The organism is Nostoc sp., from assembly GCF_036917455.1.
Taxonomy (GTDB): Bacteria; Cyanobacteriota; Cyanobacteriia; order Cyanobacteriales; family Nostocaceae; genus Nostoc.
Window position 1 is genome coordinate 1 of sequence record NZ_JBALDK010000009.1, and the last position, 15816, is coordinate 15816.

At 43.1% G+C, this 15816-nt stretch carries 12 protein-coding genes; 8 read left to right on the forward strand and 4 right to left on the reverse strand.

Going from position 1 to position 15816, the window contains the following annotated elements; genetic code table 11:
• Window positions 1-2489: NACHT domain-containing protein (locus V7K42_RS00500; RefSeq protein WP_334912525.1), on the reverse strand; the 2489-nt coding region annotated here is incomplete at its 3' end.
• Window positions 2490-2561: 72 nt separating this feature from the next.
• A complete protein-coding gene (locus V7K42_RS00505) occupies window positions 2562-2693 on the reverse strand; it encodes a hypothetical protein (protein ID WP_334912527.1) in 132 nt (43 codons plus the stop codon).
• Between the two features lie 394 nt (window positions 2694-3087).
• On the opposite strand from V7K42_RS00505, the gene V7K42_RS00510 reads away from it, so the two are divergent.
• Window positions 3088-4959: a PQQ-dependent sugar dehydrogenase gene (locus V7K42_RS00510; protein ID WP_334912529.1), complete on the forward strand. Its 1872-nt coding sequence runs from the start codon at window positions 3088-3090 to the stop codon at window positions 4957-4959.
• Window positions 4960-5160: 201 nt separating this feature from the next.
• Here V7K42_RS00510 and V7K42_RS00515 read toward each other — a convergent pair whose 3' ends face one another.
• A complete protein-coding gene (locus V7K42_RS00515; protein ID WP_334912531.1) occupies window positions 5161-6105 on the reverse strand; it encodes an NAD(P)-dependent alcohol dehydrogenase in 945 nt (314 codons plus the stop codon).
• A 239-nt stretch (window positions 6106-6344) separates the two neighbouring features.
• Window positions 6345-6923 carry a Uma2 family endonuclease gene (locus tag V7K42_RS00520; RefSeq protein ID WP_334912533.1) on the reverse strand — a complete coding sequence of 193 codons (579 nt, stop codon included), beginning with the start codon at window positions 6921-6923 and terminating at the stop codon, window positions 6345-6347.
• A 1055-nt stretch (window positions 6924-7978) separates the two neighbouring features.
• Here V7K42_RS00520 and nifB point away from each other — a divergent pair.
• From nifB to nifD, 7 genes are all read left to right on the forward strand, one after another.
• Window positions 7979-9424, forward strand: coding sequence for a nitrogenase cofactor biosynthesis protein NifB (nifB, locus tag V7K42_RS00525; RefSeq protein WP_334912535.1), 1446 nt, complete (start codon window positions 7979-7981; stop codon window positions 9422-9424).
• Window positions 9425-9542: 118 nt separating this feature from the next.
• Complete coding sequence (locus tag V7K42_RS00530; RefSeq protein ID WP_334912537.1) at window positions 9543-9899, forward strand: 4Fe-4S binding protein; 357 nt, start codon at window positions 9543-9545, stop codon at window positions 9897-9899.
• A 37-nt stretch (window positions 9900-9936) separates the two neighbouring features.
• On the forward strand, window positions 9937-11145 hold the full coding sequence (gene nifS / locus V7K42_RS00535) for a cysteine desulfurase NifS (protein ID WP_334912538.1): 1209 nt from the start codon (window positions 9937-9939) through the stop codon (window positions 11143-11145).
• Window positions 11146-11266: 121 nt separating this feature from the next.
• Complete coding sequence (gene nifU / locus V7K42_RS00540; RefSeq protein ID WP_094349931.1) at window positions 11267-12166, forward strand: Fe-S cluster assembly protein NifU; 900 nt, start codon at window positions 11267-11269, stop codon at window positions 12164-12166.
• A 223-nt stretch (window positions 12167-12389) separates the two neighbouring features.
• Window positions 12390-12746 carry a globin domain-containing protein gene (locus V7K42_RS00545; RefSeq protein ID WP_334888291.1) on the forward strand — a complete coding sequence of 119 codons (357 nt, stop codon included), beginning with the start codon at window positions 12390-12392 and terminating at the stop codon, window positions 12744-12746.
• A gap of 349 nt (window positions 12747-13095) precedes the next feature.
• Window positions 13096-13989 carry a nitrogenase iron protein gene (gene nifH, locus V7K42_RS00550; RefSeq protein WP_334912540.1) on the forward strand — a complete coding sequence of 298 codons (894 nt, stop codon included), beginning with the start codon at window positions 13096-13098 and terminating at the stop codon, window positions 13987-13989.
• Between the two features lie 150 nt (window positions 13990-14139).
• Window positions 14140-15582: a nitrogenase molybdenum-iron protein alpha chain gene (nifD, locus tag V7K42_RS00555; protein WP_334912542.1), complete on the forward strand. Its 1443-nt coding sequence runs from the start codon at window positions 14140-14142 to the stop codon at window positions 15580-15582.
• The last annotated feature ends 234 nt before the right edge of the window (window positions 15583-15816 follow it).

Genomic DNA, 15816 nt, shown 5'->3' on the forward strand with positions numbered 1-15816 from the left:
TTGGTGTCCGGGTCATCTTTGAAGTTCTGGGCTAATTCTTGGACTGCTGCATATCGCACATCCCTGTCATCATCCTGGGTAGCGCGTTCTTTGAGCCAGGTTTTGGTGTCGGGGTCATCTTTGAAGTTCTGGGCTAATGCTTGGACTGCTGCATATCGCACATTGCTGTCATCATCCTGGGTAGCGCGTTCTTTGAGGAAGGTTTTGGTGTCGGGAGATTCTTGCCAGGTCGTTGCAATTGCTGTGACTGCTAGAGTACGAATCTCCTGAACTAGCTGAATTTCTTCTATATTTAGCTGGGGGTGGTAATAGTACCAGAGGTCATATTTAGTTAAGTCTTTTAGCTCGTTAAGTAATTTATTAGCCGTTGACCCAATTAACGAGCGATTTCTCACCTCTACAAGACACTTAGCCGCTAAAAAGAGATTAACAAACTTTTCCCCTTCGCCATCTTGCGCCATTAAATAATCAAGAATCTCGCCAACAAATTTAGGCTCAATCATTCCCGCAATTAACAGCAAGACTTCATGCCAACTTTCATCTTGCCAGTGTTTGCCAAAAACTTCATTCTTAAGTTCCTCAATAGTCAGCGTTTGCGTTTCTTTAAACTGCCAGACAAACTCCCAAGCACAGAAATATTCTAAAAATGTCCGATGCACAAAAGCATAATAATCCGCACCCAGGAAACATAACATAAAGTTGCGAGTCCGCAGTTGATTAATCATCACCCGCGCCACATCTCTGGGTTTATCAAATTCTATAGTTTTGAGATAATCATTCAGAACTTTGACTAAATCATTTTCATTAATCAAATTACCTGCCAAACCTTTATCACCAGTTTGCATAAGATAAGCAACCTGACGCAGCATCGCTTGCTTATCTTTATAATCAATCGTCTTGGGATCTAACCTCTTATCTTCAATCAAAGCGCGTTCCACATCCCATTGATGTAGCAGTACCCGCGATGCTTGATTATAAAGCTCTGCTCTATCTCTTGGTAGCTCTTGATTCCGATTTAGAATTGCCATCATCGTCAACAGCAGAGGATTTCCCGCCAATTCTGCAATAGATTTGGATGCTTCAATTCCTCTTGTTAGCCGTTCCCATTTTCTCACTTTATCTACTGCATCGGTAAAAGTTAACTCATGCCAACGGTAGATAAAATCCTGAATTTGTTCTGAGTCTAAATCTTGTAAAATAAAGTGGCGAAACTCAGCATTAAGCAATCGTTGCGCTTTATAGCCAATAATCCGAGAAGTGACAATTACCTGCACATCAGGATAGTCATTAGTAAAGCGATGAATATCAGTAATTACATCCTCTCGCTTACCAGGGTCAAATACCTCATCCAAACCATCAAACATCACTAAGGCATTACCAGCTTTTAATTGTTTATCTAGTTCAAGCTGATTGAGATGATGAATTGCACCACTACATTGATGAAAGAATTCGAGAAAATTATTGCACTCTTTATCTTCCCGTCGCCGCATATAAGTGCGTAACTCAATTAGCAACGGAATTGGTAAAGAGATAACATTATCCAGTGGTGACTCTGCCCAATTCAAAGCCAGAAATTGCAACAATGTAGACTTCCCGGAACCAGGATCGCCCAAAATCACAATATATTTGTAATCTTGCTTTTTATTGACAACATCTAAAACTGAACGGATCGGCTGTTCAAAATAAACCCGTTTGTGGCGTTCTAATTCTTCTAATTCAATAGCTTCTACCTGCTCACTTTCTCGCAACCGTCTAAGATGTTCTTTAGGCAGTTCGTGAACTTGTGCTAAAACTTGATGAGTTTCCCGGACATTTTGAGCAGTAAAAATCCGCCATAATTTCAGTTCGTTATAGGCATAGCCGCTAGTATCTAAGCTATCTAACTTGAGATTGCCATAGCACTCCCGGATTCCCTCTTGATATTTAACTAAATCAAATGTGGTAATTTGATGGGCATTGCCTTCTAAGATATCTTTGATTTTATCCAGATTTTGGGAATCGTGAATATCTCTGAGTTCAGGAATACCTTGAATAATCTCTTTAACCTTTTGCAGATATTTCTTACCAACCCGCTTCCAGTTAAAATCATCTGGTAAGGGATTTGAAACATTAATTTTATCCCAAATTTGTTGTAATTTATTAGTATCTATAGCTGGATTATGATCTTTAAAGGCATTCCCCAAAACTTCTTTGACTTCTTGAACTTTGAGAAATTGCTTTATCGGTTGCGTATACTTTTTGATTTCATCTTCAGAAAGTTCTCCACCTTTTAAATCTTCCTGCACCAGTTGTAAAAATTCTTTTAAAGCTTTCCCAGCAGCGATTTCTATGTCTTCTTTCTTAAGTTTCTCTAAAATATTGCCAGGGATGCCTTTTAATAAATCTTTAGCCCAATCTTTAGCAGCATCCTTGGCTAAGTCTTCCAGAATGGGTTTAAAAATCAACCCGGCGGCCTGAGTTACACCCCAAATAGCTAACCAGTCCAGCATAATACTCGCTTCTGTTGAGATTTTGATTACGAGTATATACAGTAACTTAAGTAATGTTTCCAGATTTCAGGGTTATTGCAGAAATATCACAGGAAAAAATACCTGGCTTTTCACAGTATCTGGAAAACCTCGCCCATTCACTTTATTCTCGCTATAACCACGATCTACCGCTAGTCCTACCAAGGGATATGTGCGATTAATCACTACAAAAATTTTCTCAGCTTAAATCAATTCTTTGAGAAAAACTAAGTCTGAACACCTACGCTTTTTGAAACATTAACTTAGCTTCTTGATGGGGTAGAAACGCCGTTAAGAGACTTTATACAGGCTTTTATGGCTAAGTATGGTGGTGAGAATTCCGGGAAGCTTAAGGACTGTTTCGGTTTCAAATAGCGATCGCTCTCCCTTTACTTGTAACTCTCGGTTCACCTATTTTTTGATGATGAAAAAAATACGAGTATATAAATATATCTAACGAAGTATTCTCAAAAACTCATACCCCTTAGTAAGGTTTGTTCTATCTCTCGGAAAAATCGGCTAGCCGAGAATTAGGTGTAATATATATCACGACCACGCTAGAGAGAAGTTGAAAAGAATTATGTTTGCTTTAAACCCAACACAGATGCTCAGAGGCATACTATCTGCATCATTAGTTAGTCTCATGTCCTTAGAAGTTGTTCCCACCGCAGCCTTTGGCGGCCCGCCTGCTGCGTCGGTTGACACCCAGATAAAAGTGCCTAGTACAATGACCTCTTCGCCTTTTAATGCTAACCGTTACTTAAAAGTGCCCCCCAACTTCTCCATATCTGTTTATGCTCGCATTCAGAATGCTCGCTTTATGGCAGTTGCTCCCAATGGGGATCTTCTAGTGTCACAGCCCAATACGGGTAAAGTGTTACTTGTCCGGCCAAATGGCAGCAAAGACCCAATTATTTCTGACTTCGTGACGGGTCTACGCAGACCACATGACATTGTGTTTCATGAGATTGATAACACCACATACGTTTATATCTCCGAGACTAATCAAATTAACCGCTTCATCTACAACTCTGGAGACTTAACCGCAAAAAATCGTCAAATAATTATAACTGGCTTACCAGATAGCAGCACATCAGAACTCAAAGGCGCTTATGGTCACGAACTGAAAAATATTGCCCTTGATGGCAATGACAAACTGTATGTGTCCATCGCTTCCACATGCAATGCCTGCAAGCAAGATACTGTCAGTAACCCAAAGCGTGGTGCAATTTACCAGTACGACGCTAATGGAACCAATCAGCGACTTTTTGCCCAAGGTTTACGTAATGCCGAAGGGTTAGCATTCTTACCTGGCACAAATGACCTTTGGGTAGTCGTTAATAATCGAGATAACATCGCCTATCCCTTCAACGATAGCACTGGTAATTACGGTAAGGTTATCGCTTCCTACGTAGACAACCACCCACCAGAGGAGTTCACAAGAATCCGAGATGGGGGTAACTACGGTTGGCCATTCTGTAACCCCAATCCTGATACATTAAATGGCTTCAACAACATGCCCTTTGACCGCGACTATCAGTTCAATGCTAATGGAGATGTTAATTGCAATGCAATAGACAGGATTGACAAGGGTATCCCTGCCCATTCGGCTCCCTTGGGACTATCATTCTTACAAAATACCAACTTTCCCAGCCTGTACTCAAGTGGGGCAGTAGTGGGGCTGCATGGTTCATGGAATCGGGAGAAGAAAACGGGCTACAAAGTAGCTTACTTTCCGTGGAACACTACAACAAAGACATTAGAAGAGGAGATAGATTTAGTCAGTGGTTGGCTAGTTCCAGCAACACAAGAAGTCTGGGGGCGGCCTGTGGATATGGTAGTGGATCAGCAAGGTAATTTGTTAATTTCAGATGACTACAGTGGCACTATCTACAAGCTCGTTTACAATGCCCCCTCCACACCGTCATCAGAGGTTAAGGTTTACACTGAACCTAATTTTGCTGGAGTTTCCCAGTCTTTTCCCACAACTCCAGGAGTATACAAAGCCAATGAAGGTGACTTAAATATTGTGGGGAATGACACTATTAGCTCATTAAGTGTACCACCAGGTACGGTAGTACGTGTATGCCAAAATGAAACTGGTGGTCTATGCCGTGAGTTCGGTGCTGGTGATTATAAATCCCTGGGAGACGTGGATAACATTATTTCGTTTATAGAAGTTAATCCGTCATCAGGGGTTAAGGTCTACACAGAACCTAATTTTGCTGGAGTTTCCCAGACTTTTCCCACAACTCCAGGAGTATACAAAGCCAATAAAGGTGACTTAAATATTGTGGGGAATGACACTATTAGCTCATTAAGTGTACCACCAGGTACAGTGGTGCGTGTATGCCAAAATGAAACTGGTGGTCTATGCCGTGAGTTCGGTGCTGGTGATTATAAATCTCTGGGAGACGTGGATAACATCATCTCGTTTATAGAGGTCAAGTAGCACCACTCGCCGAATTTTAGATTTTAAATTTTGGATTTTGGATTTAAATAATTTAAAATCCAAAATTTAAACGTGAGAGCAATTCTATTATTCAAAATTCTTGAACGAGCAGCTTTGCATTCATGAGCCACTCCGGTCTTAGGGTCAATCTAAAATCCAAAATTGAATCCCCTGTACTGCTTTTGGCTTACTGTCCTCCAATCAACTAGAAACCGCGATCGCAATTTTGCCCACTACACGCCCAGTCTCGCTATAATCATGAGCCGCAGCCAATTCTTGTAAGCGATATGTGCGATCGATTACTGCACGAATTTTACCCCCCTCAATCAATTCTTTCAGAAAAAGCAAGTCTTTAGCATTAGGTTTCTCAAAGAGAAATTTAGCTTTTTGACCAGGAAGGAACGCTGTTAAGACGATCTCTAACATGACTTTGGGGTTAGGTACGGTAGTGATGTAAACTCCGTTGGGTTTGAGGACTTTTTTGGTTTCTGAGAGCGATCGCTTACCCACTGCATCAAAGATAATGTCATACTGTGCTATATCTTGGGTGAAATCCTGCTGCGTATAATCAATCACGCGGTCTGCTCCCAAAGATTTCACCAAATCCAAGTTTTTAGTACTGCTAACTCCCGTCACCACTGCCCCTAAAGCCTTGGCAATTTGCACCGCAAAAATCCCCACACCGCCCGCAGCACCATTAATCAACACAGTTTGTCCTGTTTTAATATTTCCTTGATCTCGCAGTGCTTGCAAAGCCGTGAGCGCTGCTAAAGGCACAGCCGCAGCTTCTTCATAAGATAGATTCGTTGGTTTGAGAGCCACCACATTTTCTGGAACAGCTGCAAATTCGGCATAACCTCCTCCAGGGAAGCTAGTACTGCCATAGATAGCATCTCCTGGTTGAAAACGGGTGACACCAGAGCCAACACTCACCACATCTCCCGCCACATCAAACCCCAGAATCTTTGGAAAATTGCTGCCGATAATCAAACTCAACATCCCTTGGCGGATTTTCCAATCAATGGGATTAACGCTACTAGCACGAACTTTCACAAGTAACTGTGTTGACTCAATTTTCGGCTGTTCCACGTCTTCATACTGCAAAACATCAGCACCGCCATAGCGACGGATAACCACTGCTTTCATTGCATTCCTCCTGCTACCCTGTTTGACTTAATAAACTCAGACGGTATGAATCCAGTGTAGCGATGTCTACGCTTACGCATGGCATTTAACGAAGATGCTAGGCGCAGTCAGAGATTTTCTAAAATAGAAATATCAGTCTAAAACTACACCTGTATACCAGCTAAAGACTTATATCACGATAATGTGAAAAATGCTTTTATTAAAGTTATTTCCTGGAAATCCTAAAGAGCGATCGCTTTTCATTCTTCAGTGCTAAATACAACACCTTCATACAGTAGTTCAATCGGACACTCAAATTCAATGCTCGATAAAGTGACGATATCTCCAGCCGTGTAGGGATAGTCAAGCCACATTCTACCCTCTCCCCGACAGTAACGCTCAACGGAGATTTTTTCGGAGTCAATCAAGATATACTCTTGCAAACTGGGGATTTTTAGATAATAAGTAAATTTTTCATCCCGATCTTTAGCGCTTGTCCCTGGCGAAAGAACTTCCGCAATTAGCTTGGGATGTTGAATAAATTTGCGGGCATTAAGGTCTTCAGGGTCGCAACTGACAATAACATCAGGATAATAGTAGCGACTTTGGGGAGTGAGTTGCACTTTCACGTCTAACACATTCGCTCGACAACCTCTAGAACGAAGATGAGGATGTAAGGCAGTGTACAAGTTAAGTGCAATGTCGTTATGGGGAATTGTACTGCCTGTCATGGCAAATACTTCGCCATTGGCATATTCGTAGCGAAGGTCTTGCTGAGGTTCCCATTCCAGATATTCCTCAACGGTCATTTTTAGGGGCTGTTGGGAGATGGTTATCATAAACTCAGATTTTTTCACGCTTGGCTTGATTGTAGCTGCTTCGGGGGTGAGGTTTTTGCTAAGGTTTGTAATGAGCAATTCAGAAAATTCATTGCGATCGCACAATCATGTTAGATTATAGTTTGTTGTTTCTCTTAAACACAAAATCTAACAGTTTCCTACCCATCTCCTCATTGTGGGAATGAAAAAAAAGGAGTTAAAAGTTAAGTTTCTTGAAAAATATGTGCAGCAACGCCTCTATTTCCAATAGCTCATATAGCTTACCAGACAAGACTTGCAACCACAATTGAATATGATTGTCAAAGCAAAAATTAAAAAAATATGAATTGCATTTTTACCCTCAAAAAAATGATATGTTAGATACAGAATTGAATTTCGCTTTTTTTCTGGAGTAGAACGATGTAGACTACTCCAGTTTTTCACCCTCAAACCCTTGGCATCTCTTGCTTTTGACGGAAATTGAGGGCAATCTGAGTACACATTTTAATAACTCAAAACCAGTTAGAATTAGATTAAATTCCTTGCTGAGATTGAGTTTTAGCTGAGTACAAAGAAATCCTGAACCCCTATCTATAAACACTAGAACCCCAACCAAAAAATACTAGAACCCCTACCTGAAAAAAACTTTTTTAATTCTTGTAATCCTTGAAGAATGAGAGTTTTTAATATTTGAGTACAAAAGTAATAAATCCAATAAATTCTATCCTAGAGAGACGCAACATCTGGCTGGGAGACGGCTGCTATAAATCTTATATCGCCAATCACCTAACGCTCTGAAACAAAACAAAGCGAAGGGTGAGTGGAGGGATGACATAGCACCATGCCTGAAGTGAAAAGAAGTCGCGGCTGTAAGCATAAATTCTACCCAAGAACTGAACGTTGACACACACCAGCCGAACATCAGATATCTATCGCCTGCCTGACTTGAAAACAAGTCGCCCGAACCCAAGGGTTTGCAGGCAGTGTGGAAGACGCGACTTCAATTCTGGGCATAGAGAGCAGCAACAACATCTCCCACAGTGGCAGCCAAGTCCACCGACCTTTTGCGAAACTCAATGACATCACCGTCTACACGACTCCTCAACTCCAACGCTACGGAATCGCCAACCCAAGCAAAATCAGGTGGTTGCGGCTGCGACAGCCCCAGCAGCGCCACCGTGGAAAGGGACGAAAAGCTCCAAGAACGCATTGCTAAACATCCCTGCTACAGCGAAGACGCTCATCACCACTATGCGCGGATGCACGTTGCAGTTGCTCCCGCTTGCAACATTCAATGCAACTATTGCAACCGCAAATATGATTGCGCTAACGAAAGCCGTCCTGGAGTAGTTAGCGAATTGCTAACACCAGAAGAAGCATCACACAAAGCTTTGGTCATTGGTGGGAAGATTCCCCAAATGACAGTTGTGGGAATTGCCGGCCCTGGCGACCCATTGGCGAACCCAGAAAAAACCTTCCGCACATTTGAGTTGATTGCAGCACAAGCACCAGATATCAAGCTGTGCTTATCAACCAATGGTTTAATGCTGCCAGATTACATCGATCGCATTAAACAATTAAATATAGATCACGTTACGATCACCATTAACATGGTAGATCCTGAGATCGGTGCATTGATTTATCCTTGGGTTCACTACAAACGCAAGCGTTACAGAGGTCTTGAAGGTGCAAAAATCCTCCACGAAAGACAGATGGAAGGATTGCAAGCCCTGAAAGATGCTGATATCTTGTGCAAAGTTAACTCCGTGATGATTCCCGGAATTAATGACCATCACTTAGTTGAAGTGAATCGAGTCATTCGTGAGAAAGGTGCATTCTTGCACAACATCATGCCATTGATTTCTGCACCAGAACATGGCACACACTTTGGTTTAACCGGTCAACGCGGCCCCACACCCAAAGAACTCAAAGAAGTTCAAGACAACTGCTCTGGTAACATGAAGATGATGCGTCACTGTCGCCAGTGTCGTGCCGATGCAGTCGGATTGTTGGGAGAAGACCGCAGTCAAGAGTTTTCCAAAGAGAAATTCTTGGAAATGGCTCCCGAATATGACATGGAACAACGCGCTACTGTTCACGAAGGAATTGAGAAGTTTAAAGAAGAACTTAAAGTAGCCAAAGACAAGGCGCTAGCTGGTAAGAAAATTGCCAACAGTCCTAAAATCTTAGTTGCAGTAGCAACCAAAGGCGGCGGATTGGTTAACCAACACTTCGGTCATGCGAAAGAATTCCAAATTTACGAAGTGGGTGGAGACGAAGTTCGCTTTGTCGGTCATCGCAAAATTGACCAATACTGCCAAGGTGGATACGGCGAAGAAGCTTCCTTTGAGCATATTATGAAAGCGATCGCAGATTGCAAAGCAGTTTTAGTCTCCAAGATTGGTAACAGTCCTCAAGAAAAATTGCAAGAAGCTGGAATACAGTCTGTTGAAGCTTACGACGTAATTGAAAAGGTTGCTTTGGAGTTCTACGAGCAATACGTTAAGGAATTAGGGAATTAGGGATTAGGGACTGGGGATTAGGGACTGGGAATTAAGGAAGAATTTTCCCAATCAATACCCAGTACCCATTACCCAGTACCCAATGCCCAATCCCCCATTCCCAAAAGGAGAATAAATCATGGCTTACAAAATTCTTACTAGCCAGTGTATTTCCTGCAATCTCTGTCTAACGGTATGTCCGACAAATGCAGTAAAAGTGGTTGATGGACAGCACTGGATTGACTCTGAACTTTGTACAAACTGTATTGGTAGCATTCATACTGTGCCTCAGTGTAAAGCTGGTTGTCCCACTTGCGACAGTTGCGTTAAGCAGCCTAGCGATTATTGGGAAGGCTGGTTTGCTAATTACAACCGCGTAGTCGCTAAATTAACAAATAAACAAGATTACTGGGAACTTTGGTTTCAAAGCTATTCTCAGAAATACTCAGAGCAGTTGCAAAAGCGCCAAGCCCAAACAATGGGTGCAGAAGCTTAAATAATTCGTAATTCTTAATTCGTAATTGAAGACAACAATGCAAAATAACTGCATCTATCTCGATAATAATGCCACCACTAAGGTAGACCCAGAAGTTATAGAGGTAATGCTACCTTACCTCACAGATTATTACGGCAATCCCTCCAGTATGCATACCTTTGGTGGGCAAGTCGGTAAAGCAGTGAGAACCGCAAGAGAACAACTTGCAGCTATCCTGGGAGCCGATGAGTCAGAAATTGTCTACACAAGTTGCGGTACTGAGGGAGATAACGCGGCGATTCGAGCCGCACTGTTAGCGCAACCAGAAAAGCGACACATCGTCACTACTCAAGTTGAACATCCAGCAGTACTCAATGTCTGCAAACAATTAGAAACCCAAGGTTATAGTGTTACCTATCTATCAGTAAATAATCAAGGGCAGCTGGATCTAGATGAACTAGAAGCTTCCTTGACGGGTAACACCGCCCTGGTGACAATTATGTATGCTAACAATGAAACTGGGACGATTTTCCCGATTGAACAAATTGGGTTGCGCGTAAAAGAATATGGCGCTATATTCCATGTAGATGCGGTGCAAGCAGTGGGAAAAATCCCTCTGAATATGAAGACTAGCACTGTGGATATGTTAACCCTATCTGGTCACAAGCTGCACGGGCCAAAAGGAATTGGTGCTTTGTATATTCGACGCGGGGTTCGGTTCCGTCCTTTTATTCTTGGGGGACACCAAGAACGTGGACGTAGGGCGGGAACAGAGAATGTTCCAGCAATTATCGCCTTGGGCAAAGCTGCGGAACTGGAACTGTTACACTTAGAAGAAGCGATCGCAAAACAAAGAAAGCTGCGCGATCGCCTCGAACAAACTTTACTAGCTACAATTCCCGATTGTGTCGTTAACGGTGACGTTACGCAGAGATTGCCAAACACGACCAATATCGGCTTCAAGTACATCGAAGGTGAAGCAATCCTGTTGTTATTGAACAAATACGGTATCTGTGCATCATCCGGTTCTGCTTGCACCTCCGGTTCTCTGGAACCTTCCCACGTCCTGCGGGCAATGGGCTTACCCTACACAACTTTGCACGGTTCTATTCGCTTCAGTCTTTGTCGCTACACCACAGAAGCCGAAATCGATCGAGTAATAGAGGTAATGCCCAGTATTGTAGAACGTTTACGCGCCCTCTCACCCTTCAAAAATGATAATGCAGGTTGGTTGCAAGGACAAGAACAAGCACTAGCGCATCGTTAGGGACTAGAAACTGGTGACTGGGGATTAGGGACTGGGAATTAAGGAAGAATTTTCCCAATACCCAATACCCAGCACCCAATCCCCCAATCTAAAATCCAAAATCTAAAATCTAAAATTCATTATGTGGGACTACACCGATAAAGTATTAGAACTGTTTTACGATCCCAAGAATCAGGGAGAAATTGAAGAAACGGGCGAAGCTGGAGTTAAGGTTGCAACGGGCGAAATCGGTAGCATTGCTTGCGGCGATGCTCTGAGATTGCACCTGAAAGTGGAAGTAGAATCTGATAAGATTCTAGATGCTCGCTTTCAAACCTTTGGTTGTACTAGTGCGATCGCATCTTCTAGTGCATTAACCGAAATGGTCAAAGGTTTAACCTTAGACGAAGCCCTGAAAGTGTCCAATAAAGACATTGCAGATTACCTGGGTGGTTTGCCAGAAGCAAAGATGCATTGCTCTGTCATGGGACAAGAAGCCCTAGAAGCCGCTATCTATAATTATCGTGGCATTCCTCTAGCTACCCACGATGATGACGATGAAGGTGCATTAGTTTGCAGTTGCTTTGGCATCAGCGAGTCTAAGATTCGTCGCGTGATTCTAGAAAATCATCTCACGGATGCTGAACAAGTAACAAATTATGTGAAAGCTGGTGGCGGATGCGGTTCCTGTCTGGCGAACATTGATGATATAATAAGATCAGTTCAACAGGAATACGCCTCACCTGCTCTCAACAATTACGGCGTAAAAGTTGCCACAGAAATTGTTACATCTAAGGAACGAGCGCTAACAAACGTCCAAAAGATTGCTCTAATTCAAAAGGTTCTTGATGAAGAAGTCAGACCCGTACTCATTGCAGACGGGGGAGATGTAGAACTCTATGATGTAGAAGGCGATCGCGTTAAAGTTGTACTGCAAGGTGCTTGCGGTTCCTGTTCTAGCAGTACAGCAACTCTGAAAATTGCGATCGAAGCCAGATTACAAGATCGTGTCAGCAAGAGCCTTGTAGTCGAAGCAGTTTAGGAATTGCTGTAGGACTTAACGTAATCCACAAATACGCTCTAATATGCATTCAGCCAGGAACAGAAAGTAGGATTTGAACCATATAATTGTCTCCACATCAATGCTTCAATCCTACCGACAACCGATAGCTAAATTAGCTATAAAGGCTAACAGCATATAGGCTGCATAGATTAAGCACCTACTTGCAAATTTCATCATCCAACTCGCTTCAAAGGAACAGGATATGAGCACATTGTACGACAACATTGGTGGACAACCAGCTATTGAACAAGTAGTAGATGAACTCCACAAACGCATTGCCGCAGACAGCCTCCTCAGTCCCATTTTTGCTGGTACAGACATGGCGAAGCAACGTAATCATCTAGTTGCTTTCTTAGGTCAAATATTTGAGGGGCCAAAGCAATACGGCGGTCGTCCAATGGACAAAACTCACGCAGGAATGAATCTACAGCAACCACACTTCGATGCGATCGCCAAGCATCTCGGCGAAGCAATGGTTGTGCGTGGAGTGTCAGCAGATGACACCAAAGCTGCACTAGATCGCGTCACAAATATGAAGGGCGCTATTTTGAACAAGTAATAGGACTTATGCGTTGATTGTTGACAAATAACAACATCAAGTCCTCTTGACTTTTGCAAGCTGAAACACATTATGACGTATTTGTAAATTGCGTAATTTTCTTTGTTCTTTGTCAAAACAAATGACAAAGGACAAAGGACAAAAAATCAAAAGAAAAAAATTTTAACGAGGAAGATCGATGAACTTACTGTCAAAAATTTTGGCTGTGGAGCGATCGCCCCCAGCAGGCATTTATGCCAACGCTACCAACGATGCTCTACACGCGCTCACTACTGTCGCTCAACTGGCGTGAACGCAACTGACAAACGCACAGACCCACCAACCAACCAATTGCAGGGAAACAAGAACCATGACAGACGAAAAGATAAGACAGATAGCTTTCTACGGTAAGGGCGGTATCGGTAAATCTACCACTTCCCAAAACACCTTGGCAGCTATGGCAGAAATGGGTCAACGCATCCTCATCGTCGGTTGCGACCCTAAAGCTGACTCCACCCGTTTGATGCTGCACAGCAAAGCTCAAACAACCGTTCTTCACCTCGCCGCAGAACGTGGTGCAGTAGAAGATATCGAAATCGAAGAAGTAATGCTGACCGGTTTCCGTGACGTTCGTTGCGTAGAATCTGGTGGTCCAGAACCCGGTGTAGGTTGCGCCGGTCGTGGTATTATCACCGCCATCAACTTCTTAGAAGAAAATGGTGCTTACCAAGACCTAGACTTCGTATCTTACGACGTATTAGGTGACGTTGTGTGTGGTGGTTTCGCAATGCCTATCCGCGAAGGTAAGGCACAAGAAATCTACATCGTTACATCAGGTGAAATGATGGCGATGTATGCTGCTAACAACATCGCTCGTGGTGTTCTTAAGTATGCTCACACCGGTGGCGTGCGTTTGGGTGGTTTGATTTGTAACAGCCGTAACACAGACCGAGAAATCGAATTGATCGAAACCTTGGCAAAACGGTTGAACACCCAAATGATTCACTACGTACCTCGTGACAACATTGTTCAACACGCAGAATTGCGCCGCATGACCGTTAACGAGTACGCTCCTGAAAGCAACCAAGCTAACGAATACCGCACATTGGCTACAAAGATCATTAACAACAAGAAGCTAGATATTCCTACACCCATCGAAATGGAAGAACTAGAAGAATTGTTGATTGAATTCGGTATCCTCGAAAGCGACGAAAATACCGCCAAGTTGGTTGGTCAGACTGCTGCTGAAGCTCCTGTAGTATAATTCGCTGCTAATAAATAACGCTTTAGCACAAGGAAAAAGGAAGAGTTTCATATCTTCCCTTTTATCCTCTCCCTTACATCTCCCCCCTAATCTTAGAGGGGACTCCTAGTCCCCCTATGCCCCGATCCTTACGAGTCACAGAGGCTAAATATGACACCTCCAGAAAATCAAAACATCATCGAAGAAAGAAAAGAACTAATTAAAGAAGTTCTAGAAGCTTACCCCGACAAAGCTAAGAAAAAACGGGAAAAGCACTTAGGCGTATACGAAGAAGGTAAGTCCGATTGCGGCGTTAAGTCTAACGTTAAATCCCTTCCTGGTGTCATGACCGCTCGTGGTTGTGCTTACGCCGGTTCTAAAGGTGTGGTTTGGGGTCCTATTAAGGACATGATCCACATCAGCCACGGGCCTGTAGGTTGCGGTTACTGGTCTTGGTCTGGTCGTCGTAACTACTACATCGGCACCACAGGTATTGATACCTTTGGTACCATGCACTTCACCTCTGACTTCCAAGAAAGAGATATCGTGTTCGGTGGTGACAAGAAACTTACCAAGCTTATCCAAGAACTTGATGTACTTTTCCCCCTCAACCGTGGTGTTTCCATTCAATCTGAATGTCCCATCGGTCTAATTGGGGATGACATCGAAGCTGTTGCTCGGAAGACATCGAAAGAAATTGGCAAGCCAGTTGTACCTGTGCGTTGCGAAGGCTTCCGGGGTGTTTCCCAATCTTTGGGACACCACATTGCTAACGACATGATTCGTGACTGGGTTTTCACCAGAGCAGACCAAGCTAAAAAAGACGGTACACTCCAGTTTGAAGGAACCCCTTATGATGTAGCCGTTATCGGTGACTACAACATCGGTGGTGATGCTTGGGCTAGCCGCATCCTGTTAGAAGAAATCGGCTTGCGCGTAGTCGCTCAGTGGTCAGGTGATGGCACCATCAACGAAATGTTGATGACCCCCAATGTGAAGATGAACCTCATCCACTGCTATCGGTCGATGAACTACATCAGCCGTCACATGGAAGAAGCTTATGGTATTCCCTGGTTAGAATACAACTTCTTCGGCCCCACCAAGATTGCTGAATCTTTACGGGAAATCGCTTCCAAGTTTGACGAAACAATCCAAGCAAACGCTGAGAAGGTAATCGCCAAGTATCAGCCAACAATGGATGCGGTAGTCGGTAAGTACCGCCCCCGCTTAGAAGGTAAGACTGTTGCCATCATGGTTGGTGGTCTACGTCCTCGCCACGTTGTCCCAGCCTTCCTAGACTTGGGCATGAAGATGATTGGTACAGGTTATGAGTTCGCTCATAACGATGACTACAAACGTACCGCTGGCTACATCGAAAACGGCACCATCGTTTATGACGACGTTACCGCTTACGAATTCGAGGAATTTATCAAAGCGCTGAAGCCTGATTTGGTAGCTTCTGGTGTGAAAGAGAAGTACGTCTTCCAAAAGATGGGTCTTCCTTTCCGTCAAATGCACTCTTGGGATTACTCCGAACCTAGCGATCGCTCCTCAACATCATATAATGCAAGGTTTTTTCGCGGCGGGAGAAAAAAGAGTCTATTTTTAGCCTAAATGCAAGTTGCAGCGTTATTTAGGAACAATCTGCTTTGATTCTTTAGACAGTATAACTCTTATGAAGTCTGGTTTTTATGTTTTGCTTGCATTTTGCTTAAATAATAACTGTAAAATGAAAGACTATTTATAATGACGATTTTTTAGATTAAATGGTGTGATCGCTTTTGGCTTTTGCTGGATAAGAAGGTAGGCGATCATGTTGTAAGGTATAAAGTATGTGATCACCCTTTT